At 71.4% G+C, this 24,815-nt stretch carries 21 protein-coding genes; 15 read left to right on the forward strand and 6 right to left on the reverse strand.

The window, feature by feature from the left end; translation table 11 throughout:
* Positions 1–780, forward strand: a complete 780-nt coding sequence (gene prcA, locus ACZ6WH_RS06395) for a proteasome subunit alpha (RefSeq protein WP_432852134.1) — start codon at positions 1–3, stop codon at positions 778–780.
* Between the two features lie 107 nt (positions 781–887).
* On the opposite strand, the gene ACZ6WH_RS06400 is transcribed toward prcA, so the two are convergent.
* Positions 888–1,883 (reverse strand): LacI family DNA-binding transcriptional regulator, encoded by a 996-nt coding sequence (locus ACZ6WH_RS06400; protein ID WP_469727193.1) that lies wholly within the window; start codon positions 1,881–1,883, stop codon positions 888–890.
* 255 nt (positions 1,884–2,138) lie between these two features.
* On the opposite strand from ACZ6WH_RS06400, the gene ACZ6WH_RS06405 reads away from it, so the two are divergent.
* The 11 genes from ACZ6WH_RS06405 (at position 2,139) to ACZ6WH_RS06455 (ending at position 13,800) form a co-directional block, all read left to right on the forward strand.
* On the forward strand, positions 2,139–3,398 hold the full coding sequence (locus tag ACZ6WH_RS06405) for an MFS transporter (RefSeq protein ID WP_432852129.1): 1,260 nt from the start codon (positions 2,139–2,141) through the stop codon (positions 3,396–3,398).
* A gap of 9 nt (positions 3,399–3,407) precedes the next feature.
* On the forward strand, positions 3,408–4,769 hold the full coding sequence (pafA, locus tag ACZ6WH_RS06410; protein WP_030616433.1) for a Pup--protein ligase: 1,362 nt from the start codon (positions 3,408–3,410) through the stop codon (positions 4,767–4,769).
* A 159-nt stretch (positions 4,770–4,928) separates the two neighbouring features.
* Positions 4,929–5,897: an FKBP-type peptidyl-prolyl cis-trans isomerase gene (locus tag ACZ6WH_RS06415; protein ID WP_432852125.1), complete on the forward strand. Its 969-nt coding sequence runs from the start codon at positions 4,929–4,931 to the stop codon at positions 5,895–5,897.
* Positions 5,898–5,984: 87 nt separating this feature from the next.
* Positions 5,985–6,359 carry an FKBP-type peptidyl-prolyl cis-trans isomerase gene (locus ACZ6WH_RS06420; RefSeq protein WP_469726501.1) on the forward strand — a complete coding sequence of 125 codons (375 nt, stop codon included), beginning with the start codon at positions 5,985–5,987 and terminating at the stop codon, positions 6,357–6,359.
* A gap of 217 nt (positions 6,360–6,576) precedes the next feature.
* Complete coding sequence (locus ACZ6WH_RS06425; protein ID WP_361564886.1) at positions 6,577–7,575, forward strand: helix-turn-helix transcriptional regulator; 999 nt, start codon at positions 6,577–6,579, stop codon at positions 7,573–7,575.
* 17 nt (positions 7,576–7,592) lie between these two features.
* Positions 7,593–8,543, forward strand: a complete 951-nt coding sequence (locus ACZ6WH_RS06430) for a helix-turn-helix transcriptional regulator (protein WP_432852117.1) — start codon at positions 7,593–7,595, stop codon at positions 8,541–8,543.
* A 56-nt stretch (positions 8,544–8,599) separates the two neighbouring features.
* Positions 8,600–8,842, forward strand: coding sequence for a hypothetical protein (locus tag ACZ6WH_RS06435; protein ID WP_052867442.1), 243 nt, complete (start codon positions 8,600–8,602; stop codon positions 8,840–8,842).
* A 249-nt stretch (positions 8,843–9,091) separates the two neighbouring features.
* Entirely contained in the window at positions 9,092–9,310 is a 219-nt protein-coding gene (locus ACZ6WH_RS06440; RefSeq protein WP_432852114.1) for a hypothetical protein, read from the forward strand.
* Positions 9,311–9,507: 197 nt separating this feature from the next.
* Entirely contained in the window at positions 9,508–9,801 is a 294-nt protein-coding gene (gene tatA, locus ACZ6WH_RS06445; RefSeq protein WP_031062580.1) for a Sec-independent protein translocase subunit TatA, read from the forward strand.
* Positions 9,802–9,863: 62 nt separating this feature from the next.
* Positions 9,864–10,835, forward strand: a complete 972-nt coding sequence (gene tatC, locus ACZ6WH_RS06450) for a twin-arginine translocase subunit TatC (protein ID WP_432852111.1) — start codon at positions 9,864–9,866, stop codon at positions 10,833–10,835.
* Positions 10,836–10,974: 139 nt separating this feature from the next.
* A complete protein-coding gene (locus tag ACZ6WH_RS06455; RefSeq protein ID WP_469726504.1) occupies positions 10,975–13,800 on the forward strand; it encodes a DEAD/DEAH box helicase in 2,826 nt (941 codons plus the stop codon).
* Positions 13,801–13,953: 153 nt separating this feature from the next.
* Here ACZ6WH_RS06455 and ACZ6WH_RS06460 read toward each other — a convergent pair whose 3' ends face one another.
* From ACZ6WH_RS06460 to ACZ6WH_RS06470, 3 genes are all read right to left on the reverse strand, one after another.
* Positions 13,954–16,254: an ATP-binding protein gene (locus ACZ6WH_RS06460; RefSeq protein WP_469726506.1), complete on the reverse strand. Its 2,301-nt coding sequence runs from the start codon at positions 16,252–16,254 to the stop codon at positions 13,954–13,956.
* 166 nt (positions 16,255–16,420) lie between these two features.
* Positions 16,421–16,894: an ABA4-like family protein gene (locus tag ACZ6WH_RS06465; protein WP_469726507.1), complete on the reverse strand. Its 474-nt coding sequence runs from the start codon at positions 16,892–16,894 to the stop codon at positions 16,421–16,423.
* Positions 16,891–17,817 (reverse strand): hypothetical protein, encoded by a 927-nt coding sequence (locus ACZ6WH_RS06470; RefSeq protein WP_469727194.1) that lies wholly within the window; start codon positions 17,815–17,817, stop codon positions 16,891–16,893. The genes ACZ6WH_RS06465 and ACZ6WH_RS06470 overlap by 4 nt, the downstream gene beginning before the upstream one ends.
* Positions 17,818–18,012: 195 nt before the next feature.
* On the opposite strand from ACZ6WH_RS06470, the gene ACZ6WH_RS06475 reads away from it, so the two are divergent.
* Complete coding sequence (locus ACZ6WH_RS06475) at positions 18,013–18,636, forward strand: MerR family transcriptional regulator (protein ID WP_469726509.1); 624 nt, start codon at positions 18,013–18,015, stop codon at positions 18,634–18,636.
* Positions 18,637–18,792: 156 nt separating this feature from the next.
* Here ACZ6WH_RS06475 and ACZ6WH_RS06480 read toward each other — a convergent pair whose 3' ends face one another.
* Together ACZ6WH_RS06480 and ACZ6WH_RS06485 are read right to left on the reverse strand one after the other, a co-directional pair.
* Positions 18,793–19,659, reverse strand: coding sequence for a siderophore-interacting protein (locus tag ACZ6WH_RS06480; RefSeq protein ID WP_469726510.1), 867 nt, complete (start codon positions 19,657–19,659; stop codon positions 18,793–18,795).
* A 56-nt stretch (positions 19,660–19,715) separates the two neighbouring features.
* Positions 19,716–20,627 carry a 5'-3' exonuclease gene (locus ACZ6WH_RS06485; RefSeq protein ID WP_469727195.1) on the reverse strand — a complete coding sequence of 304 codons (912 nt, stop codon included), beginning with the start codon at positions 20,625–20,627 and terminating at the stop codon, positions 19,716–19,718.
* 342 nt (positions 20,628–20,969) lie between these two features.
* Between ACZ6WH_RS06485 and ACZ6WH_RS06490 the strand changes: the two genes are divergently transcribed.
* Both ACZ6WH_RS06490 and ACZ6WH_RS06495 read left to right on the forward strand, forming a co-directional pair.
* On the forward strand, positions 20,970–22,196 hold the full coding sequence (locus tag ACZ6WH_RS06490; RefSeq protein WP_469726511.1) for a quaternary amine ABC transporter ATP-binding protein: 1,227 nt from the start codon (positions 20,970–20,972) through the stop codon (positions 22,194–22,196).
* Complete coding sequence (locus tag ACZ6WH_RS06495) at positions 22,189–24,789, forward strand: ABC transporter permease/substrate binding protein (RefSeq protein ID WP_469726513.1); 2,601 nt, start codon at positions 22,189–22,191, stop codon at positions 24,787–24,789. The genes ACZ6WH_RS06490 and ACZ6WH_RS06495 overlap by 8 nt, the downstream gene beginning before the upstream one ends.
* Positions 24,790–24,815: the final 26 nt, after the last annotated feature.

Below are 24,815 nucleotides of genomic sequence, written 5' to 3' on the forward strand. Positions count from 1 at the left end.
GTGTCGACGCCGTTCTATGTCTCACCCCAGCAGGCCATGGCCGATCGCGCCGAGTACGCCCGCAAGGGCATCGCGCGCGGACGCAGTGTTGTCGCCCTGCAGTATGCCGACGGCGTCGTTTTCGTCGCCGAGAATCCTTCCCGTGCACTGCACAAGGTCAGCGAGATCTATGATCGGATCGCCTTCGCGGCGGTCGGTAAATACAACGAGTTCGAGAACCTCCGTATCGGTGGTGTGCGCTACGCCGATCTGCGGGGTTACACCTACGACCGTGAGGACGTGACGGCGCGCGGGCTGGCGAACACCTATGCCCAGACGCTCGGTGCGATCTTCTCCAGCGCGGGTGAGAAGCCGTACGAGGTGGAGCTGCTGGTCGCCGAGGTGGGGCCCACTCCGGAGGATGACCAGATCTACCGGCTGCCGCATGACGGTTCGATCGTGGACGAGCATGGTTCGGTCGCGGTCGGTGGTAATGCCGATCAGATCAGCAGCTACCTCGATCAGCACCACCGGGACGGCATGACGCTGGGCGAGGCGCTGAAGCTCGCCGTGGAGTCGCTGTCGCGGGACAACAACGGTGGTGAGCGGACGCTGACCGCCGAGCAGCTGGAGGTCGCGGTCCTGGACCGCAAGCGGCCGCAGCAGCGGAAGTTCAAGCGGGTGCTGGGCCGTCAGCTCGCGCGGTTGCTGGAGGCGGACGGTGCGGCGGCGACGTCGGCCGCCGAAGCCGATGCCGTGGCCGACGGCGAGGCCGAGGAGGGCTCCGACTCGGAGAGCTGAGCTGCCGCTCGCGTACGTTTCGCGCCGCCCCGGTGGGTTGTTTCCCGCCGGGGCGGCGCGGTGTGTGCAGGGCCCCGGAGCGGGCCCACCAGCGCCCTGACAGTGCGTCAGGAGTGTGGCTCGCCGGGTGGGGGCGGGGCGGTCGAGCCGCGGGTGACCAGTTCGACGGGGAGGGTGGTGGGGGCGGCGGGCGGCCGGCCGGCCAGGACGTCGATGAGCGCGCGCATGCCGGCGGCGCCGAACTCCTCGGCGGGCAGCCGTACGGTCGTCAGTTCGGGTTCGACGGCGGTGGCCAGCGCGAGGTCGTCGAAGCCGGTGATGGAGACGTCCTCGGGTACGCGCAGGCCGAGGCGGCGGGCGGCCTTGCAGGCGCCGGCGGCGAGCAGGTCGTCGTCGCAGACGAGGGCGGTGGGGCGGGGGCCGGGTGCGGTCAGCGCGGCGTGCGCTGCGTGCAGTCCGGCGTCGACGCTGAGCGGTGCGGGCAGGCGGTGCAGGGCGGTCCCCGGTACGGCCGCCACGGTCTCCGCGAGGGCTTCGGCGCGGAGGTGGAAGGTCCAGGAGTCGACGTCGGCGGCGAGGTGGGTGAGCCGCCGGTGGCCGAGGTCGAGCAGGTGGTGGGCGGCGAGGCGGGCGCCGTGGGCGATGTCGAGGTTGACGGTGGCGGCGGCCGGGGTGCCGTTCGGGTCGCTGTCCAGCATGACGAGGGGGAGGCCCTCGCCGTAGAGGGCGGTCAGCGCATCGGCGGCCATGGAGGAGGCGATGACGCCGTCGAGGGTGGCGCGTGCGGAGTCGAAGGGGTCGCGGGCGGGGCCGATTCCCTCGGGGGAGGGGTAGAGCACGAGGCCGAAGCCGCTGTCGGCGGCGATGCGGGCGGCGCCGGTGTAGACGCGGGCGAAGAATTCGGTGGTGAGGGCCGGGACGACGAGCAGGGCGGTGCGGGTGCGGCCGAGGCGCAGGCTGCGGGCCGCGAGGTTGGGGCGGTAGCCGAGTTCGCGTGCCGCGGTGCGTACGGCGTCGGCCTTGGCCTGGGACACCCGGCCGCGCCACTTGTCGCCGAGGACGAGGGAGACGGCGGCCTGCGAGACGCCGGCGGCCCGTGCCACGTCCTTGCTGGTGACGCGGGGCGCCTCGGCCGTCGTGTGCGGCCGGGTGGTGCGTGTTCCCGCGTCCGGCGTTCCGGGGCCCCGTGCCGCCGCCCCCTGTTCGGTCACTGGTGTGGCTGCCCTTCGTGCGGCGGTGCTGTTGTGGTGTGCGCGGTGGACCCGCGGTCAGCGGCCATGGTACGTATGGCGGGACACGTTATACGTAACACTTGAGGGTGGGCACCCGGCCCCGGTGGCCGGCGGAGAGGGGCGGACATGGCCGCGGGTTACGCGGAGCTGCTCAGGACGCGCCACGCGGCGCGGCTGCTGGTCGGCACGTTGGTCGGACGGCTGCCGAACGCCACGGCGGCGCTGGCGGTGGTGCTCTTCACCCGGGCCGAGGGCGGCAGCTACGCCCTGGCGGGGGTGCTCTCGGCCGTGTACGGCCTCTGCAACGCCGTAGGACAGCCGCTGCTGGGCCGCGCGGTGGACCTGTGGGGCCAGCCGCGCGTCATGCTCCCCTCGGCCGTCCTGTCGGCGCTGGGCATGGTTCTGCTGGCCGCGGTCGGCATCGATCCGGTCTGGCCGGCGTACGCGGCCATGGTGGTCGCCGGGTTCTTCACGCCACCGCTGGAGGGCGGGCTGCGGGCGCTGTGGCCGGGCGTCCTGAAGCGGCCGGAGCGGGTGCACGCGGCGTACGCGCTGGACGCGGTGGCGCAGGAGGTCATGTTCGCGGTCGGCCCGCTGCTGGTGACGCTGAGCGTCGCGGCCTGGTCCGAACGGGTCGCGCTGCTGGTCATCAATGTCCTAGGCGTGCTCGGCGCGCTGTCGGTGGTGGTCTCGGCGCCGTCCCGCGAATGGCGCAGCGCGCCGCGCGAGGCGCACTGGCTGGGGGCGCTGCGCTCGTCCGGCATGCTGGTCCTCATCGGGTCGTTCTTCTTCGTGGGGCTGGCGCTGGGGTCGATCGCGGTGGCGGCGGTGGCGTACGCCGATACGCACGGCGGCGGGATGGTCTCCAGCTACCTCCTTTCCGCGCTGGGTGCGGGGGCGCTGGTCGGCGGCGTGGTGTACGGGGCGCGGGAGTGGCCGGGGGAGCCGGAGCACCGGTTGCGGGTGCTGATCGGGCTGCTGGCGCTCGGGTATCTGCCGTTGTCGCTGGCGCCGGGGGTGGCCGGGATGACGGCGCTGACCGGGCTGGCGGGTGTGTTCCTGGCGCCGGCGCTGGCGTGCGCGTTCATCGTGGTGGACCGGCACGCGCCGGGCGGCACGGTGACGGAGGCGTTCTCGTGGCTGGTCACGACGTTCGGGGTGGGGGCCGCCGTGGGTACGTCCGTGGTGGGCCCGGCGGTGGAGCTGGGCGGCGCGACGGCGGGTTTCGCGGTCGCGGGCGGTGGTGGCGTGGCCGCGCTGGCCGTGATGCTGGCGGCGCGGCGTTTTCTGCTGCCGTCCGGGATTCGGACGGTGCGTGGCGTCCAGGCGGAAAATGATCGGAACGGTGCCGTCGAACCCGGTTTCAGAGCTGGCCATCAGGCGTAATGTTCAGTCATGGACCGCCGCATTTTCGGGCTGGAGAACGAGTACGGCGTCACGTGTACGTTCAGGGGACAGCGCCGCCTGTCTCCCGACGAAGTGGCGCGGTACCTCTTCCGCCGTGTCGTGTCATGGGGCCGCAGCAGCAATGTCTTCCTGCGGAACGGTGCCCGCCTGTACTTGGACGTGGGATCGCACCCGGAATACGCAACTCCCGAGTGCGACAACGTGACCGAGCTGGTCACCCACGACAAGGCCGGCGAGCGCATTCTCGAAGGCCTGCTCGTCGACGCCGAACGCCGCCTGCATGAGGAGGGAATCGCCGGAGACGTCTATCTCTTCAAGAACAACACCGATTCGGCGGGAAACTCGTACGGCTGCCACGAGAACTACCTCGTGGCCCGGCACGGGGAGTTCTCCAGGCTCGCGGACATCCTCATTCCGTTCCTGGTGACCCGTCAGCTGCTGTGCGGTGCCGGAAAGGTGCTGCAGACGCCGCGCGGTGCGGTGTACTGCGTGAGCCAGCGTGCCGAACACATCTGGGAAGGGGTCTCCTCCGCGACGACCCGTTCCCGGCCGATCATCAATACCCGCGACGAGCCGCACGCGGACGCCGAGCGCTACCGCCGCCTGCACGTCATCGTGGGTGACTCCAACATGTCCGAGACGACCATGCTGCTGAAGGTCGGCGCCACCGACCTCGTGCTGCGCATGATCGAGGCGGGCACGGTGATGCGGGACCTGACCCTGGAGAACCCCATCCGGGCGATCCGCGAGGTCAGCCACGACATCACCGGTCAGCGCAAGGTGCGGCTGGCGAGCGGCCGGGAGGCCTCGGCCCTGGAAGTCCAGCAGGAGTACTACGAGAAGGCGGTGGACTTCTGCGACCGCCGTGGCATCCGTACGGGCACCGTCGAGCGGGTCCTGGAGCTGTGGGGCCGCACGCTGGAGGCGATCCGGGACGAGCAGCTGGACCGGGTCGCGACGGAGATCGACTGGGTGATGAAGTACCAGCTGATCGACCGTTACCGCAGCAAGAACAACATCACCATGTCCCACCCGAGGGTGGCGCAGATAGACCTCGCGTACCACGACATCCACCGCCGTCGCGGGCTGTACTACCTCTTGGAGAAAAAGGGCCAGGCGGCGCGGGTGTGCAACGATCTGAAGATCTTCGAGGGCAAGTCCGTGCCGCCGCAGACGACACGGGCCAGGCTGCGCGGCGATTTCATTCGCCGGGCCCAGGAGCAGCGCAGGGACTTCACGGTCGACTGGGTGCATCTCAAGCTCAATGACCAGGCGCAGCGCACGGTGCTGTGCAAGGACCCGTTCCGGTCCGTGGACGACCGGGTGGAGAAGCTCATCGCGGGAATGTGATGCCTTCCGGGCACGGCGGTGTGTCAACGGCCATTGAGCCGGTGCACACCGCCGTGTTGTCTCTGGAAAAGGGGCGGCGTTCGGCTCGTGGCGCGGAGGGGTTCAGGTCGTAGAGTGGCGGGCATTGCCCACCCACCCCTCTAGCCCGAGTTGGACTTGATGAAGCTCACGAAGAACACCCGCCGTGCCGCGGCCGCGGCGATCGCCGTGCCCGTCCTGATGTTCACCGCCGCGTGCGGGTCCGATGACGACTCCGCCGCCTCGGGCGTCGCGAAGGTGGACGGCAAGGCCGGCGAGCAGCCCAAGATCAGCGTGCCCAAGGACGCCAAGCCGTCGGACAAGAAGGTCGTGAAGACGCTCCACGAGGGCAAGGGCGCGACCGTGAAGAAGGGCGACTTCGTCCGGCTGGACTTCATCGGGCAGACGATGAAGGGCCAGTCGCTGGGCAGCACCTGGTCCAAGCAGCCGGGCGCCAAGGAGCGGGCGCAGGTCGTCGGGGAGGTCGGCCAGCCCTCGCAGATGCTGCCGTCCCAGGTGATGGAAGAGGCGGAGGGGAAGAAGGTCGGTACCCGCTTCGAGATCGAGGGCACCGCCAAGTCGATCATCGGTGACCAGCTGAACCCGCAGGCGGGGGTGAAGGCGGGCGACGGCCTGGTCTGGGTCGTCGACGTCGTCAACACCAAGAAGGTCGACAAGAAGGCCGCGGCCAAGGGGGAGCAGGCGGCGCCGGAGGCCGGTATGCCCGAGGCGAAGGACAACGGGCAGAAGCCCGCCACGATCACCGTCCCCAAGGGCGAGAAGGCCCCCAAGGAGACCAAGGACCAGGTGCTCATCAAGGGGGACGGCCCGAAGGTGAAGGCCGGGCAGGGCGTGATCGCGCAGTACACCGGTGTGAAGTGGGAGGACGGCAAGATGTTCGACTCCTCCTGGAAGCACGGTGGTGCCACCGCCTTCCAGATCGGCACCGGCCAGGTCGTGAAGGGCTGGGACAAGGCGCTGGTCGGCAAGAACGTCGGCGACCGTGTCCTGGTCGTCGTGCCGCCGAAGGACGGCTACGCCGCCAGCCCGCAGTCCGGGCTGGCGAAGAACACGCTGGTCTTCTCGGTGGACATCATCGGAGCCGTCTGAGGCCGTCCGCGGGCCGCGATCATCACCGCGCCGTCATCTGCGAGACTGTCCCGCGTTGTAGAACGATTCGTTCGTAGGAGCACATACGTGAGCATCGACAAGCCCGAGATCGACTTCCCGGAGGGCCCCGCGCCCGCCGATCTGGAGATCGTGGACCTGTGGGAGGGTGACGGGCCGGTCGCCAAGGCGGGGGACACCGTCTCCGTCCACTACGTCGGCGTCTCCTTCAGCAGCGGTGAAGAGTTCGACGCGAGCTGGAACCGCGGCAAGCCGCTGCAGTTCCAGCTGGGCGCCGGCCAGGTCATCGCGGGCTGGGACCAGGGCGTGCAGGGCATGAAGGTCGGCGGCCGCCGCCGGCTGACCATCCCCGCGCATCTGGCGTACGGCGAGCGTGGCGCCGGTGGCGGCCGCATCGCCCCGAATGAGACGCTGATCTTCGTCTGCGACCTGGTCTCGGTCTGAGGACGCGACGCCGGGGCCGGCTCAGCCCGGTCCGGCGCTGATTTTCGCCCACGCGGACACCGTGTCCGGACGCCGGTTACGTCCTTGTGCGGCGCCGGCACGGCGCGTGGCGCGAGTATTGAGGGCCCATACCCCCGAGGGGGCATGGGCCCTCGGCTTTTGAAGCGGCTCGCGGTAGCGGTACGGTCATCGGTCGGGAGCTAGAGAAAGGGCGTCGATGGCCATTGCCAAGGCCGAGCGGCTGATGAACCTGGCGCTGTGCCTGCTGGGGACCCGGCGCCCGCTCACCAAGCGGGAGTTGCGCGGTTCCATCGAGGCGTACGTCGAGGCGTTCGGCCCGGGGGACACCGTGGCCGGCGCGGGCGACGAAGCGTTCAACCGCATGTTCGAGCGGGACAAGGACGACCTGCGTGAGCTCGGCATGGTCATCGAGACCGTCGAGGGGCTGGACGGTGAGACCGGCTACCTCGCCCGCCGCGACTCCAACCGCCTCCCGCCGATCACGCTGGACGCCGAGGAGGCCGCGGCCCTGGGCCTGGCCGCGAAGATCTGGCAGCAGGCCCGGCTGGCCGGCGCGGCCAGCGGTGCGCTCCAGAAGCTGCGCGCGGCCGGCATGCCGCTGGCGTCGGAGGACGAGGGCCCGTACGACCCGGCGCAGCCGCACAGCGCCCTGGAGCCCCGCATCCCCGCCCACGAGGCCGCCTTCGAGCCGCTGATGCTGGCCTGCCGCGACCGCCGGCCGGTCGTCTTCGACTACCGCAAGGGCAACGCAGCGCGGCCCGAGCAGCGCCAGGTGGAGCCGTGGATCCTGGAGTGCTGGCGCGGCCACTGGTACCTGGCGGGCTGGGACCGCGACCGCAAGGCCGAGCGGGTCTTCCGGCTCTCCCGCATCACCGGCAAGGTCCGCTCGCGCGCGGGGAAGTTCACCGCCGAGGTGCCCGACCACGTGACCGTGCGGGAGACGGTGGAGAGCTGGGCGGGCGAGACCGCGACCGGCACCGCCCGCATCAGGCTGCGCGCCGACCACGGCTACCCGCTGCGCGCCCGCGCGCTGTCCGTGCGCGCGACGGGCGACGGCTGGGACGAGCTGGAGATTCCGTACGGGCACGGGCTGGACGCCTGGCTGGTGGAGCTGGGCCCGGACGTGATCGTGCTGGAACCGGCCGAACTGCGGGCCGATGTGGTGGACCGGCTGCGTGCCGTGGCCAAGGGCTGAGGGGGAGCGACCAGACCATGGCGACGAACGCCATCGACCAGACCCGCCGGATGCTGTCCCTGGTGACGTACCTGCGTGAGCGCCCCGGCGCCCACGTCAGCGACGTGGCCCGGGCCTTCGGCATCACCGAGGACGAGCTGATCGCGGACCTCGACGTACTGCCCATGTGCGGTACGAGCTTCCGCGGTGGCGACCTGCTCGACATCGACACCGACGGCGACCGCATCTGGTGGCACAACCCCGACGACGTGGCCGAGCCGCTGCGGCTGGCCGCCGACGAGGCGACCGCGCTGCTGGTGGCGGCGCGCGCGGTGGCCACCCTGCCCGGCCTGCGCGAGGGCGACCGGCAGGCGCTGCTGCGGGCCACCGCCAAGCTGGAGGCCGCGGCGGGCGAGGCGGCCGGCGCCAGCTCCCGCCTCTCCGTCACCTTCGAGTCCGAGGGCGGCGTCTTCGCCGACGTGGACCGCGCCATCGCCGAACGCCGCCGGCTCTGGCTGCGCTACTACTCACCGGCCCGCGACGAGCTCACCGAGCGCGAGGTGGACCCCATCCGCCTCTTCACCATCGGCCACACCTACGTCGAGGCCTGGTGCCGGCTGTCCGAGGCGCGCCGCACCTTCCGGCTGGACCGGGTGGCCGAGATCAAGCTGCTCGACGCGCCCGCCGACCCGCCGCCGATCGAGCTGCGGGACCTGTCCGAGGGGCTGGTGCAGCCGGCCGCCGAGGACCCGGAGGTCGTGATCGAGGTGGGGCCCGGCGGCCGCTGGGTCGCCGAGTACTACCCGCACGACACCGCCGAGGAGCTGCCCGAGGGGGGCCTGCGCATCACCCTTCGTACGCCGGACCCCGCGTCGCTGCGGCGGCTCGCGCTGCGGCTGGGCCGGGACGGGCGGATCGTGGCGCCGCAGGAGCTGGCGGACAGCGCGCGGGACGCGGCGGCCCGGGCGCTCGCCGCGTACGGCGGCTGAGCGGGCGGGCCGGAGCACACGGGACAGTCGAGGAACAGCAGGGAGCTGTGAGTGCGATGACGACGGTGCCGACACCCGCCGCGCCTGTGGTCTTCAAGGCCGCCTGCCCGGACTGCCGGGGCCGCTTCGAGCTGGCCTCGGACGCGCTGCGGCTGGCGATAGGCGGCAGCCGCCGCACCACCTTCTACTCCTTCACCTGCCCCGACTGCGGCTCCGCCGTACGCAAGCCGGCCGGCGAACGCATCGTGGAACTCCTGACCGGCGGCGGCGTACGGACGCTGCGGCTGCACACGGGGTGACACGGACACTGCGGCTGCACACGGGTTGACGGAGTACGGGCGGCCGGGACACGGGGCGCCGGGCCGGGAACCGGGGCACCGGGGCGGGACACGGGGCACAGGGCAGGGACCGGGCCCGCGAGCGGTTCCGGCGCGGTCGGTCCGGGTAATCCCGCAGGGGCCCGGGTAATTCCGCGGCTGTCCGGGTAATCCCCCGGTGGGGGCACGGTCTCGTTCGATTCGCCCCGTAGGCGCCGGTAGGCTCGCCCCATGCTCTGGCCCATGATCGCCATCGCCCTCGGCTTCCTCGGCCTCGCCGTCCTCGGTGTGCTCGCGGTCCGCGTCTTCGTCGAGGTACGCAGGCTCGCCCGGCAGGTGGACCACGCCTCGCGCCGGATCCAGCAGGCCGCGCAGGACCTGGAGCGGGCCGCCGGGCCGCTCGCCGGCAACGCCGGGGCAATGGCCGGAACCCGGCAGGAGACGGTCTGAAAATCGTCCGCCCACGGGCGGTACGCTGCTGGATGCGGGTCGACGAGCGAGGCGCGGCCCGCAATCGGGAGTATGCACGGGGATTGCCGCCGGTTAACCCCCGCGCGTTACGATCGCTGGCAGCACGGCGAAACGGACGCTTGTCCGACCAGTCGGGCAGCCCCACCCCAGCCGCCTCGGTGAGAAGGTAAACACTTATGTTCACTGGAAAGATCGGCGCTCCCGAGATCATCCTCATTCTCGTCGTCGTCATCCTTCTGTTCGGAGCCAAGAAGCTCCCCGAGATGGCCCGCTCCCTCGGCAAGTCGGCGCGCATCCTCAAGAGCGAGGCGAAGGCGATGAAGTCCGAGGGTTCGCAGTCGCAGTCCGCGCCGTCCGACCCGCCGAACGACGCGCAGGGCGAGACGCCGAAGACGATCCAGGCCTCGCCCGGTGACGTGAACAGCTCCCGCCCGGTCGCCGAGCCGACCGACAGCACCACCAAGCGCTGATCCAGGGTCGACCGGGGCGGCGGCCCGGTACCGCCGCCCGCCGCACGAGATGAGGACGTGGGTTGCTCAAGTCTGCCCCCGACAAAGAAAAGAAGAACAAGGACCCCGAGGGACGGATGCCCCTCGCGGAACACCTGCGCGAGCTCCGCAACCGGCTCGCGAAGGCCGTGCTGGCGATCGTGATCGCGAGCGTCGTCGCGGCGTTCTTCTACCAGGACATCATCAACGTCATCACCAAGCCGGTGCTGCAGACGGTCGGGTGCGGCCTGTCCTTCTCGGAGCTGGCGCAGAAGCAGGGCGGCGAGACCTGCGCCCGCATCGTGATGATGGACCTGCTCGGACCCTTCACCTTCGCGCTGAAGGTGTCCCTGATGGCGGGCATGATCCTCTCCTCGCCGGTCTGGCTCTACCAGCTCTGGGCGTTCCTCGCGCCCGGTCTGCACCGTAGCGAGAAGAAGTACGCGCTGAGCTTCGTCGGCGCCGGCTTCCCGCTCTTCCTGGCCGGCGGCTACTTCGCGTACAACGTCCTGCCGACCACGGCCAAGGTGCTCATCGAGTTCACCCCGCCGGGCGTCGACAACCTCGTGACGCTGGAGAAGCTGCTCGATCTCGTCACGCGGATGATCGTCGTCTTCGGCCTCTCCTTCGAGCTGCCGCTGCTCCTGGTCCTGCTGAACATGGGCGGCGTGCTCACCGGTAAGCGCATGCTCGGCTGGTGGCGCGGAATGATCATGGGCATCACGGTCTTCGCCGCGGTCGCCACGCCCAGCGTCGACCCGGTGTCGATGATCCTGCTGGCGGCCCCCATCGCCATCCTGTACTTCGCGGCCGTCGGCATCTCGCTCGTGAACGACCGCCGCAGGGCCCGCGCGGTCGCCGCGGGGCCCGCCGACGACGAGGCCTCCGAGCTGGACCTCACCCCCGAGAGCATCGGCGGGATCGAGGCGGTCGACGCACCGCGGGCCCTTCCGGAGCAGTCCGTGAACGGGCACGAGCTGGAGCGGCGCCGGAACGACATGGACGACATCACGTAACGCGTCCGCCCCGTTACGGGGTGTGCGAGGGCCGGTTCCCGGGGTGGGGCCGGCCCTCGCCGCGTTTGCGGGGTGCGGAGGATCGCGTGGCATAAAGATCGCGTGACTGTCAGAGGTGGCCGGTAGTCTCGTAGACACGATGACCGAGGACATGTCCCCTGCTGAGCGCTATGCCGCCGCGCGTATTCGCGCGGCCGAGCAGGCCACCGCACTCTTCCCTTTCAAGGAGATGTACGACTTCGCGCTGGACGCGTTCCAGATCGAGGCGTGCGAGGCCCTTGAGGCCGGCAAGGGTGTGCTGGTCGCCGCTCCCACCGGATCCGGCAAGACGATCGTCGGCGAGTTCGCCGTCCACCTGGCCCTGGAGCAGGGCCGCAAGTGTTTCTACACCACCCCCATCAAGGCTCTCTCGAACCAGAAGTACCAGGACCTGGTCAAGCGGTACGGCGCCGAGAAGGTCGGCCTGCTGACCGGCGACAACAGCGTCAACGGCGACGCCCCGGTGATCGTGATGACCACCGAGGTCCTGCGGAACATGCTGTACGCGGGCTCCCAGGCGCTGAACGGCCTCGGCTACGTGGTCATGGACGAGGTGCACTACCTCTCCGACCGCTTCCGCGGCGCCGTCTGGGAAGAGGTGATCATCCACCTGCCCGAGTCCGTGACGCTGGTGTCGCTGTCGGCGACGGTGTCCAACGCCGAGGAGTTCGGCGACTGGCTGGACACCGTACGAGGCGACACCGAGGTGATCGTCTCCGAGCACCGGCCCGTGCCGCTGTGGCAGCACGTCCTCGCCGGCCGCCGGATGCACGATCTCTTCGAGGAGAAGGAGGGCGGCGAGCCCGGCCGCGGCAAGCGCGAGGTCAACCCCGACCTGGTGCGGCTCGCGCGGATGGAGAACAGCCGCCCCACCTTCGGCCGGGACAAGCGCCGGGGCCGGAACAACCTCCGGGAGGCGGACCGCGAGCGGGACCGCCGCCAGCGCAGCCGCATCTGGACGCCCAGCCGCGCGGAGGTGATCGACCGGCTGGACAACGAGGGCCTGCTCCCCGCGATCACGTTCATCTTCAGCCGGGCCGGCTGCGAGTCGGCGGTGCAGCAGTGCCTGTACTCGGGCCTGCGGCTGAACGACCAGGCGGCGCGGCAGAAGGTCCGCAAGATCGTCGAGGCCCGTACGGCCGGCATCCCCGACGAGGACCTGCATGTCCTCGGCTACTTCGAGTGGCTGGAGGGCCTGGAGCGCGGCATCGCGGCGCACCACGCCGGCATGCTGCCCACCTTCAAGGAGGTGGTCGAGGAGCTGTTCGTGAAGGGCCTGGTCAAGGCGGTCTTCGCGACCGAGACCCTGGCGCTGGGCATCAACATGCCGGCCCGCTCCGTGGTCCTGGAGAAGCTCGTCAAGTGGAACGGCGAGCAGCACGCCGACATCACCCCCGGCGAGTACACCCAGCTCACCGGCCGGGCCGGGCGCCGCGGCATCGACGTCGAGGGCCACGCGGTGGTGCTGTGGCAGCGCGGCATGGACCCGGCCGCCGTCGCGGGCCTGGCGGGCACCCGTACGTACCCGCTGCGCTCCTCCTTCAAGCCGTCGTACAACATGGCGGTGAACCTCGTCTCGCAGTTCGGCCGGCACCGTTCGCGCGAGCTGCTGGAGATGTCCTTCGCGCAGTTCCAGGCCGACAAGTCGGTCGTCGGGATCTCGCGGCAGGTGCAGAAGAACGAAGAGGGGCTGGAGGGTTATCGCGAGGCGATGACCTGTCACCTCGGCGACTTCGAGGAGTACTCGCGGCTCCGCCGGGACCTGAAGGACCGTGAGACGGAGCTGGCCAAGCAGGGTGCGGCGCAGCGTCGCGCCGCCGCGGCCGCGGCGCTGGAGAAGCTCAAGCCGGGCGATGTGATCCACGTGCCGACGGGGAAGTTCGCCGGACTGGCGCTGGTGCTCGACCCGGGCATGCCGTCCGGGCGGACCAACGGGCACCGCGGGTACCACGCCGAGGACGGTCCGCGGCCGCTGGTGCTCACCGCGGAGCGGCAGGTCAAGCGGCTGGCGTCGATGGACTTCCCGGTGCCGGTGCAGCCGCTGGACCGGATGCGCATCCCCAAGTCGTTCAACGCGCGCAACCCGCAGTCGCGCCGGGATCTGGCCTCCGCGCTGCGGACCAAGGCCGGGCACATTCCGCCGGAGCGGCACCGCAAGAAGCGGTCGCAGGCCGCCGACGACAAGGAGATCGGGCGCCTGCGCGCCGCGCTTCGCGCGCATCCGTGCCACGGCTGCGACGAGCGCGAGGACCACGCGCGGTGGGCGGAGCGGTACCACCGGCTGCGGCGGGACACGCGGCAGCTGGAGCGCCGTATCGAGGGCCGTACGAACACCATCGCGCGTACCTTCGACCGGATCTGCGCGCTGCTGACCGAGCTGGACTATCTGCAGGGCGACACGGTCACGGACGAGGGCCGGCGGCTGGCGCGGCTCTACGGCGAGCTGGATCTGCTGGCGAGCGAGTGCCTGCGGGACGGTGTCTGGGAGGGCCTGTCGCCCCAGGAGCTGGCTGCGTGCGCGTCGGCGCTGGTCTACGAGGCGCGGCAGGCGGACGACGCGGTCGCGCCGAAGCTGCCGTCGGGGAAGGCGCGGGCCGCGCTGGGCGAGATGGTCCGGATCTGGGGGCGGCTGGACGCCCTGGAGGAGGATCACCGGATCAACCAGGCGGAGGGCGTCGGCCAGCGCGAGCCGGACCTCGGCTTCGCGTGGGCGGCGTACCAGTGGGCGTCCGGCATCGGCCTCGACGAGGTGCTCCGCGAGGCGGAGATGCCGGCCGGCGACTTCGTCCGCTGGTGCAAGCAGCTGATCGACGTCCTCGGCCAGATCGCGGCCGCCGCGCCGGAGGGCAGCACGGTCACCCGGGCCGCCCGCAAGGCGGTGGACGGGGTGCTGCGCGGCGTGGTCGCGTACTCGTCGGTGGGCTGAGGCCGGTCTCCCTCGGCACCGCGGTGTCGCGCGTCGGCGACGACGAGCGTGGCGGCGTGGTGCGGGGGGACGGGTGACAACGAGCGCGGTAGCTCAGCCTGCCTCCTTGCCGCATGGCGGGCGCGCCCGGCGCACCCGGGCGCCGGGCCCCGTTCACGGTTGTCCGTCCGCCAGGGTGGGGGCGATTTCCGTGCGGGAGGAGCAGCCGAGTTTGCCCAGGATGTGTTCGACGTGGGCGTCGGCGGTGCGCTTGGAGATCACCAGGCGCTCGGCGATCTCCCGGTTGGACAGGCCCTGTCCGACCAGCTCGGCGACCTCCCGCTCGCGTCGTGTCAGGCCGTTGCTCGCCTGTCGTTCGTCGTGCGCGGGCACGACCGTGCCGGGGACGTCGGCGTCCGCCTCGGCGAGGTCGACCGCCTCCTGGACGGACAGTTCGGTGCCGAGCCGCCGCAGCCGCTCGAAGCGCGCTTCCCCCAGTGCCGCGGCGGCCTCGGCCCGCGCGCGGACGTAGGCGTCGACGAGGGTCGGCACGCCCATCAGGACGGCGGGGAGGTCCTCCCCGAGCTGCTCGGCCGCGCCTCCGAGCCAGGCCGCGCGGCCGTGGCGGCCCTGCCCGACGGCGAGCCAGCCCAGGATGGCCAGGCAGGCGGCCACCCCGTCCTTGTCGGCCATCCGGTACTTCTGCCGGATCCCGGCCCGCACCGCGGGAGAGGCAGCCGTGATGTCCCCGGCGCGCCAGTGCGCGAGGCCCTGTGCGATGAACACGTAGCCGCGGACCCAGCTTTCGCCGGGGTGCTCGGCGAGGAGGTCCTGGGCCTCGGCGGCGAGTGCCAGCGCCTTGTGCGGGTCGCCGGCGATGGCGTGCGCGATGCCGTGGTCCATCAGCGCCTTCGTCAGACCGGGGCCGTCGCCGAGGCGCTGGAGGCGTGCGCGGGCTTCCTCGAAGGCGGGGAAGGCGGCGGGGCCATCGCCGTGGAGGAGGCTCTGCATTCCCGTGTGCTGGACGGCGAGGGCCAGCAGCCGCTCGTCGCCGAGCCGTTCGGCGACGGTGCGGCAACCCCGGGCCGCCGCGCGCGCCGCTTCCCGGTCGCCCTGGCGGACGGCGTACCAGCACAGCAGCCGCAGTGCGTCCGCGCGTTCCGGGACCGGCTCGGGCACCTGCTCCAGGCACCGCGACAGCCAACGGCGCCCCTCCCGGAAGTACGACCCGAAGCCCCAGTAGTGCCCGAGGGAGATCGCGAAGGCCAGCGCCTCCCGTGCGTTGCCGGTCCGGAGGCAGGCGTGTTCGAGGGCGGCCCGTACGTTGGCGCGCTCGCGGTCCACCGTCCGGAACAGCTCCACCTGTTCGCTGCTGCACCAGTGGTCCTCGAAGCGCTGTGCCAGCGTCCGGTAGTGCGTCAGGTGCCGCTCCCGGCAGCCGGTCGCCTCGTCGGCGCCGAGGCCGGCGAGCCAGTCGGCCCCGTACTCGCGGATGGTGTCGAGGAGGCGGTAGCGGACCTCCTCGCCCTCGGGGCCGTCCAGGCGGATGACGACGGACTTGTCGACGAGCCCGATGAGCGTCTCGACCACCTGGTGGGCGGCGAGCGCGCCGCCGCCGCACACCGCCCGTACGCCGGCCAGGTCGAAGGAGCCGGCGAAGACCGACAGCCGTGCCCACAGCAGCCGTTCGGCGTCCGTGCACAGCTCATGGCTCCAGCCGATGGCCGTGCGGAGCGTCTGGTGGCGGGCAAGTGCGGTGCGCCGACCGCCGGTCAGGACCCGGAACCGCTCCTCCAGCAGGTCCACCAGCTGCTTGAGCCCCACCGCCCGCAGCCGGACCGTCGCCAGTTCGATCGCCAGCGGGATGCCGTCCAGGCGGCGGCAGAGCGTCTCGACGTCGGGGCGGGTCCGGTCCGTGAGGGCGAAGCCCGGGGTGACGGTAGCGGCGCGCTGCGCGAAGAGTTCGACGGCCGTGCCGAGGCGCAGCGGCGGCACCGGGAAGACGTGCTCGCCCGGTACGTCGAGGGGCTGGCGGCTGGTGGCGAGGACGGTCACTCCGGGGGCCGCGCCGAGCACGATGTCCGCGAGCATCGCGCAGGCGTCGACCAGGTGCTCGCAGGTGTCCATGATCAGCAGCAGCTGCCGGTCCTGGAGGTGGTCGACGAGGGCGTCCAGCGGTTCGGCGGTGGACTGCGGCGGGACGCCGAGCAGGGTGCAGAGGGCGTTGGGCAGCAGTTCGGGGTCGCGCAGCGCGGTCAGCTCGGCCACGCAGAGGCCGTCGGTGAAGTCCTCCCGGACGGCGGCGGCCGCGCGCAGTGCGAGCCGCGTCTTGCCGACGCCGCCCGGCCCCATGAGCGTGATCAGGCGGGCCTCGGCCAGCATCCCGCGCACCTGGGCGAGTTCTTCCGTACGGCCGACGAAGCCGGTCAGCTCGACCGGGAGGTGGGCACTGCGCCGCCGGAACTCAACCGCCATGTCACCCGTCCCATGTGCCGACAGCCGGGGCGCCATACGGTACGCCGCGCGCGACACCCGGGAGGGCGGAACGGCAGTCCACCATCCGATGGAGGGACCTGGGCCGCGAGGGCGCGGGCACCGGCGCATCGGTTCCCCGCCGCGCCGGTGCCCGCTGCCGTACGCGCTACGCTCCCGCCGCCGCGGACGCCGCCGGCGCCGTCCCCGCGGTACGGGGCCGCGGCGCACGGCTCCGTGCCGCCCGCAGGGCGAGGAACAGCAGCACGCCGAACGGGGAGAGCAGGACGGTCAGGAGCAGCAGCGGGCCCATGACGAGCGGGTGGATGCCCAGGCGGCGGGCCTCGCGGTACATCCACTGGCCGAGGAAGAGGTCCCAGGCGATGACCTGCGCCCAGACCGCCGCCGCACCGCCGTCCACCGTCATCAGCTCCTGGAACGAGCCCAGTTCGGGGTTCGACACCGCGCTCCAGAGCCGGGGGAGGACCGGTACGGCCAGCGCGAGGTGGACCGCGAGGACCGGCACCACCGGCAGCGGCGATGCGGCGATGCGGTCGGTCCACCGCCGGCCGGGCGCGAGGATCAGCAGGGCCCAGAAGGGCGCCGCGAGCCAGAAGGCGAGGTCGAAGAGGAAGTCCGTCATGCGGTGAGCTCCTGGGAACGGGCCGGGGTGCCGGTGGTGTCGTCGTACGGGCGGGCGGGGGCGCGCAGCGCGGTGTACGTGCCGAGGGCGGTCGCCGCGAGCAGGGCGGCGAGGGCGCCCAGCGTCGGTGCGTCCGGGCGGAGGAGCGGCTGGCCGCGCAGGGCCTGCCAGGTCACCAGGGCCAGCAGCCCGGTGTGCAGGCCCGCGGCGGTCAGGACGAGCCGCAGTCGTACCCGTTCGGCCCGCAGCCGGGGTATTCGGCGGCCGAGGGTGTCGAGGGCGAGCAGGAAGAGGGGCAGGGCCTGCAGTGCGTGCATGCCGACGAAGTGCGGTATGCGCAGGTCGCCGCCGGTGGTGCTCCAGCCGGTCAGCGGCATGGCGGGGCCGCCGTCCGGCACGCCGACGCTGTGCGCGCCGAGGGCGTCCCGCAGGCCCTGCGCGGCGGTGGCCTGCTGGTCGGGCGTGGGCATGGTCATCAGTCCGCCGAGCGCCAGGCCGGCCAGCGCGATCAGCGCGCCGAGCCGGACGGCCCGGGCGGCGGCGCGGTCGGTGTCCGCGCCGCCGCGGAACTGGAGCGCGGCGATCACCAGGGTGGCGAGCCACAGGACGACGACGGTCGCGCCCATGATCTGGAAGAGCGCCGCGTCCAGCGGGGTGGCGGTGTTGAAGTGGCTGCGCCGGCCGCGGACCGTCTGGCCGATGATGACGGCCATCTCGATGGTGCCGGTGACGACGATGACCGTGCCGGCCCACCGGCCGGTGCGGGTCCGTGCCGGCCGCCGCCCGAGCATCCAGGCGAGCGTCAGCCCGTAGAGGGCGAACGAGAGCGAGAACTTCAGCGGTTTGAACCAGATCGGCGAGCCGACCAGCACCCGGTCGTCGACCACGAGCCCGATCGCCGAGACGGCGGCCAGGGCAACCATGGCCAGCGAGAACCAGGTCAGTGGCGGGTGCGGTGAGGCTGCCGGACGCAGTGCGGGCAGGAGTGGAGCGGGCATGAGTGACCCCCGTCATCGTCATGTCGCGAGAATGGATAGTGGCACTTGCTGCTATCCGATAGTGGGACTATCTATGATGAGGGGGCGATTCGGCAAGACCTGAAGGGAAGTGAACGGCGCGTGCGCATCGGCGAGTTGAGCCGGCGGACCGGGGTGGCGGTACCGACGATCAAGTTCTACGTCAGGGAAGGGCTGCTCCCGGCAGGCCGCCTGACCAGCCCGAACCAGGCGGACTACGACGAGACGCACGAGCGGCGGCTGCGGCTGGTCCGCGGGCTGATCGAGATCGGCGGACTGTCCGTCTCGGCCGTGCGCGAGGTGCTGGCCGCGGTGGAGGACACGGACCGGCCGGTGCACAAGGTGCTCGGTGCGGCGCACAACAGCCTGACACCGCCGCCGGGCGCGGAGTCCGAGGAGCTGGCAGGGGCGCGGGAGGCCGTGGCCGCGCTGATCGAACGGCGGGGATGGAAGGCGGCGGCCGACCATCCGGCGGGCGAGGCGCTGGCCGCCGCGCTGGCCACGCTGCGGAGCCTGGGGCACGGCCGGTTCGAGGAGATGCTCGACGTCTACGCGGACGCCTGTGAGCGGATAGCGTCGGCGGACCTGGCCTACGTCGGTGGCGTCGCGGAGGTCGAGCGGCTGATCGAGGGCGTGGTCGTGGGCACCGTCATCGGTGACGCCGTGCTCTCGGCCATGCGGCGGCTGGCGCACACGGACGCCTCGGCCCGTGTCTACGGCGAGTAGGCCACTTGACGGGGGAGAGGCCGCCCGACGCGGCCCGGAGGCCGCCCGTGCCGTGCCGAGGTGCGTGCGCCGGAGGGCGGGTACGGCAAGGGCGCCCGCCGGCGGGCGGGCGCCCAGTGCGGATGCGGGGCGGCGGGCTGTCCGCCGCCCTGGGGGTCAGGAGGCCGCTGCCGGCTTCTCCTGCTCGGCCTCGACCGCTTCGTTCCACTCCTTCTTGGAGGCCTGCCAGCCGTCCTCGTCGTGGCCGCGGCGCCAGTAGCCGGAGATGGAGAGGTCGGCGCGCGGTACCTCGCGCTCGACGCGCAGCAGCCGGCGCAGCTCCTTCACGAAGCCCGCCTCGCCGTGCACGAACGCCTGGACGCGCCCGGGCAGCCACTCCGTCCCGCGGACGGCCGCCACGAGCTGCTCGCCGACCGGCTCGTCGTCGCGGTGCAGCCAGACGATCTCCGCGCCGGCCGGGGCCCGCAGCTTCTGCTCCTCGCGGGCGTCCGGCACCTCGATGAAGGCGCGCACCACCGCGTCCTCCGGCATCCGGGCGAGCGAGGCGGCGATGGCCGGCAGCGCGCTCTCGTCGCCGGCCAGCAGGTGCCAGTCGGCCGAGGCCTCGGGCACGTACGCGCCGCCGGGGCCGAGAAGGCGGATCTCCTCGCCCGCCTCGGCCTGCTGTGCCCACGGCCCGGCCAGGCCCTCGTCGCCGTGGACGACGAAGTCGATGGTCATCTCCAGGGTCTGCGGGTCCCAGGCGCGCACCGTGTACGTCCGGGTGCGGGGCCACTGGTCGCGCGGGAAGTCCGCCCGGATCTGCGCCATGTCGAACGGCTCCGGGTAGGTCACGCCCGGCACCGGGAAGAGCAGCTTGACGTAGTGGTCCGAGTACTCCCCGGCGGTGAACCCCGCCAGCTCCGCGCCGCCCAGCACGACGCGCATCATGTGCGGGCTGAGGCGTTCGGTGTGCACCACTCGGGCGCGGTGGGTGACGGCCTTCTTTCGGGCGGGACGTTCGGCGGGACGGTCTGCTGCCACGGTGGGCCCCCTGGACGTTCTGAGAATAAGTTAGGTACACCTAACCTAACAGCACATCATGAGAGTACGCCGAGGACGCGCTGGAGCGAACCGCCCAGCCCCCATCGGTCGGCCAGCTCCTCCAGCGTGGCCGGATCGGCCGGCTCCCTCGGCACCGCCGGGTCGAAGTCGGGCAGCGCCACGTCCCTGGCGACGCGGACGACCTCGGGGGCGACCTCGATGTACGGGCGGGCCTCGGTCAGCCGCTTGCGCTGCGTGGGCGTGAGCTTCGCCGCCGGGTCGTCGACCGCGGCCATGATTCCGGCCAGGTCCCCGAAGGACGCCAGCAGCTTCGCCGCGGTCTTCTCGCCGATGCCCGGCACGCCCGGCAGGCCGTCGCTGGGGTCGCCGCGCAGCGTCGCCAGGTCGGCGTAGCCCGGGCCGTCCACGCCGTACTTCTCGCGGAGCCATGCCTCGTCGGTGAGCTGGAGGGTGCCGACGCCCTTGAGGGGGTAGAGCACGCGGACGCCGCGGGAGTCGTCGACGAGCTGGTAGAGGTCCCGGTCGCCGGTGACGATGTCGACCGGTCCGGCGGCCCGGGTCGCGAGGGTGCCGATGATGTCGTCCGCTTCGTACCCCGCGGCCCCGACGCGGGCGATGCCCAGCGCGTCCAGTACGGCCTCGATCACCGGGACCTGCGGCGAGAGCGTGTCGGGGATCTCCTCGGCGTCGGGCTCGGCGGAGCCCTCGGGGGCCTCCTCGGCGACGCGGTGCGCCTTGTACGTCGGGATCAGGTCCACCCGCCACTGGGGGCGCCAGTCGGCGTCCATGCAGGCCACCAGGTCGTCGGGGTGGTGGTCCTGGAGGAGGCGGGCGATGAAGTCCAGCAGGCCCCGGACGGCGTTGACGGGCGTGCCGTCGGGGGCGCGGACCGAGTCCGGCATGCCGAAGTAGGCGCGGAAGTACAGCGAGGCGGTGTCGAGGAGCATCAGGCGTCGAGTCACACGCCGATGATGCCGCACCCCACTGACAACCCCTGACGTGCGGCTCCGTCACCGTGAGTCGCGTATGGGTCGCGAGCGGGCGTGTCCGGGTCGCAAGTGACGCCGTGTCAAACCTGTGACCTTTGTGAGCCGTGTCACTGATGTGTTTGGTGTGAATAGAGGGGGGCAGGCGCGCATCCGGAGCGGAACCGGTAAGGGATTCAACTTTTTCTTTCCGGTGCGGGCGGCCCGAAGCCGTGCTGCTCCACGGCCCCTCCCCAGCCTTTCGGCCTGGGGATCACCCATGGCTGGGACGGGCCGTACCTTGGTTCAACTCGAGAGGTGTATGTGTCCAGGCTGCAAGCCGAGCACCTGTACAAAGTGTTCGGCAGACGACCCGATGACGCCGTGCGGAAACTCGAAGGCGGGGCAACCCGCGACGAGCTGCGCGCCGAGGGTACGACGGCAGCGGTGATCGACGCGTCGTTCACCGTGGACGAAGGCCAGATCTTCGTCGTCATGGGTCTGTCGGGTTCCGGCAAGTCCACGCTGCTGCGCATGCTGAACGGGCTGCTGGAGCCGACTGCGGGCAGTGTGCGGTTCGACGGCCAGGACCTGACCACGCTCAGCCCGAAAGAGCTGCGCCGGGTCCGTTCGCAGAAGATCTCCATGGTCTTCCAGCACTTCGCGCTCTTCCCGCACCGCAGCGTGCTGGAGAACGCCGCCTACGGCCTGGAGGTCCAGGGCGTGGCGAAGGCCGAGCGGCGGAAGCGCGCCCTTGAGGCGCTGGAGCTCGCGGGCCTGAAGGGCTGGGAGAAGTCCTGGCCCGACGAGCTGTCCGGCGGAATGCAGCAGCGTGTGGGCCTGGCCCGCGCGCTGGCCACGGACGCGGACCTGCTGCTGATGGACGAGTCCTTCAGCGCGCTGGACCCGCTGATCCGCCGCGACATGCAGGACCAGCTGCTGGAGCTGCAGAAGACGCTGAAGAAGACCATCGTCTTCATCACCCACGACCTGAACGAGGCCATGCGGCTCGGCGACCGGATCGCCGTCATGCGCGACGGCCGGGTCGTCCAGAACGGCACCGCCGAGGACATCCTCGTCCGGCCCTCCAACGACTACGTCGCCTCCTTCATCCAGGACGTCGACCGCACCCGCGTGCTCACCGCCGGCGCGATCATGACGGACGTGGCGTCGGTGCTGGGCGGCAAGGACGGCGACGGCGAGGAGATATCCACCGCCGAGCGGTTCCGTGCCGCGGCGCCCGCCACGGTCACCGAGGACACCCCGCTCGTCGACCTGTTCGCGCCCTGCTCGGCCAGCACGGTCCCGGTGGCCGTCGTCGACGCCGCCGGAGAGCTCGTCGGCGCCGTGCCCACGCAGCGGCTGCTGGCCGTGCTCGGCGAGGCCGAGGCGGACACCGCCCCCGCCGCCGGAGTGCCTGCCCAGCAGGCACCCGCAGACGCGCCGGAGGACGCGAAGCCCGAGGACGAGGAGCCGGCGGACGCCCCCGCGGCCGAGAAGGCCGGGGACGACACGTCCGCCGGCGAGAGCAAGGTGATCGCCGGTGCCTAGGATCGAGATCGGCTCCTGGGCCGACGCCGCCGTCGACTGGCTGCGGTCGAACGTCGCCTGGCTCTTCGACGCCATCACCAGCGTGCTCAACACGGTGTACGGCTTCTTCCACATGGTGCTCGCCGCGCCCGAGCCCCTGATCCTCGCGGGCATCCTCGCGGTGCTCGCCTGGTGGCTGCGCGGCTTCCTCGCCGCCGTACTGACCTTCCTCGGCTTCGCACTGATCGACTCGATCGAACAGTGGGGCGCCACCATGGAGAGTCTCTCCCTGGTGCTGGTGGCCTGCCTGGTCATCGTCGTCATCTCGGTGCCGCTGGGCATCTGGGCCGCCCGCAACCGCGCGGTCAGCGGTGCGGTGCGCCCGGTCCTGGACCTGATGCAGACGATGCCGGCGATGGTCTACCTCATCCCGGGCATCCTCTTCTTCGGCCTCGGCGTGGTCCCCGGCATCGTGGCGACCATCGTCTTCGCCATGCCGCCCGCCGTCCGCATGACCGAGCTGGGCATCCGGCAGGTCGACGCGGAGCTGGTGGAGGCGGCCGACGCCTTCGGCACCCACCCGCGCCGCACGCTCTTCCGCGTGCAGATCCCGCTCGCGCTGCCCACGATCATGGCCGGTATCAACCAGGTCATCATGCTGGCGCTGTCCATGGTCGTCATCGCCGGCATGGTCGGCGGCGGCGGTCTGGGCTCCTCCGTCTACGACGCGATCAGCTCCGTCGACGTGGGCCTGGGCACCGAGGCCGGCCTCGCGGTGGTCATCCTCGCCATGTACCTGGACCGGATGACCGGCGCCCTGAACCAGCGGGTCTCGCCGCTCGGCCGGCGCGCGCTGGCCAAGGCGCAGGCCGCGCTCGGCGGCTGGAAGTTCCTGCAGTGGCGCCCGGCGACCTCGCTCGCGATGGTCGGCGTGGTCGTGCTCGCGCTGGCCGCGGGCGGCATGAACGCCTTCGGCGGCAAGGGCGACGACGCGGCGGCCGGCATCGGCGGCGGCCGTTCGATCAACCTGGGCTACGTCAACTGGGACGAGGGCAAGGCCACCACGTACCTGTGGAAGGAACTGCTGGAGCAGCGCGGCTTCAAGCCCAAGGCGCAGGCCCTGGAGGCCGGCGCGCTCTACACGGGCCAGGCCCAGGGCGACATCGACGTGCAGACCAACTCCTGGCTGCCGGTCACCCACGCCTCGTACTGGAAGAAGTACAAGAACAAGCTGGAGGACTACGGCGCCTGGTACGACAAGACCTCGCTGGAGATCGCCGTACCGTCCTACGTCAAGGGCGTGAAGACGCTCGACGACCTCAAGGGCAAGGGCAAGGAGTTCGGCGGCAAGATCACCGGCATCGAGCCGGGCGCCGGCGAGATGAAGATCGTCAAGGACGAGGTCCTCAAGGACTACGGCCTGGACGAGTACAAGCTCCAGCAGTCCAGCACCTCCTCGATGCTGGCCGAGCTGGACCGGTCGATCAAGGCCAAGAAGCCGATCGCGGTGACCCTGTGGTCCCCGCACTGGGCGTACAGCAAGTACAAGCTGACCAAGCTCAAGGACCCCAAGGGTTCCTTCGGCTCCGGTGACGGCATCCACGCCCTCGGCCGCAAGGGCTTCGCCAAGGACGAGCCGCAGGTCGCCTCGTGGATGAAGAAGTTCCACCTGAGCGAGGAGCAGCTGACCGGTCTCGAGGCGGAGATCCAGGACGCCGGCAAGGGACACGAGCAGGACGGCGTCAAGGCCTGGCTGAAGAAGAACCCGGGCATGGCCGACAAGCTGGCCCCGGCCCCGGGCGCGTACGCCAAGGGCAAGGACGCCGGTGCCGCGCCGAACATCGGCTACCCGTCCTGGGACGAGGGCATCGCCACCTCCTTCCTGTGGAAGTACGTCCTGGAGCAGCGCGGCTACAAGCCGAAGATGCGCAACCTCGATGTGGGCCCGATGTGGACCGGGCTGTCCACCGGCCAGGTCGACGTGGAGATGGACGCCTGGCTGCCGGTCGCGCAGAAGCAGTACTGGGAGAAGTACAAGAAGGACCTTGTCGACCTCGGTGCGTGGTACGACAAGACGTCCCTGGAAATCGCGGTGCCTTCCTATGTGAAGGGCGTGAAGTCCATGGCGGACCTGGGCAAGCGCAAGGACGAGTTCAAGGGCAAGATCATCGGTATCGAGCCGGGCACCGGCCAGATGAAGCGCCTGAAGAGCAAGGTCCTGCCCGCGTACGGCCTGGAGGACATGAAGGTCACCGAGGCCGGTACCAGCGCCATGCTCGCCGAGCTGGAGCGGTCCTACGCCAAGAAGGAGCCCATCGCGGTCGTCCTGTGGTCGCCGCACTGGGCGTACGACAAGTACGACCTGACCAAGCTGAAGGACCCGAAGGGCACCTGGGGCGCCAACAACCAGATCAAGACGATCGCGAACAAGGGCTTCCCCAAGGAGTACTCCGAGTTCAACGGCTGGCTGAAGAACTGGCACATGAAGCCCGAGGAGCTGGCGAGCCTGGAGCAGGCCGTCAACAAGGCGGGCACCGGCCATGAGGAAGAGGGTGTCAAGAAGTGGGTCGACGCCCACCCGGGCATCGTCGACGAGATGGCACCGGTGAAGTGACGCCGTACCGGTTCTGACCGGCCGTC

The sequence above is a fragment of the Streptomyces sp. NPDC050806 genome, assembly GCF_055586425.1.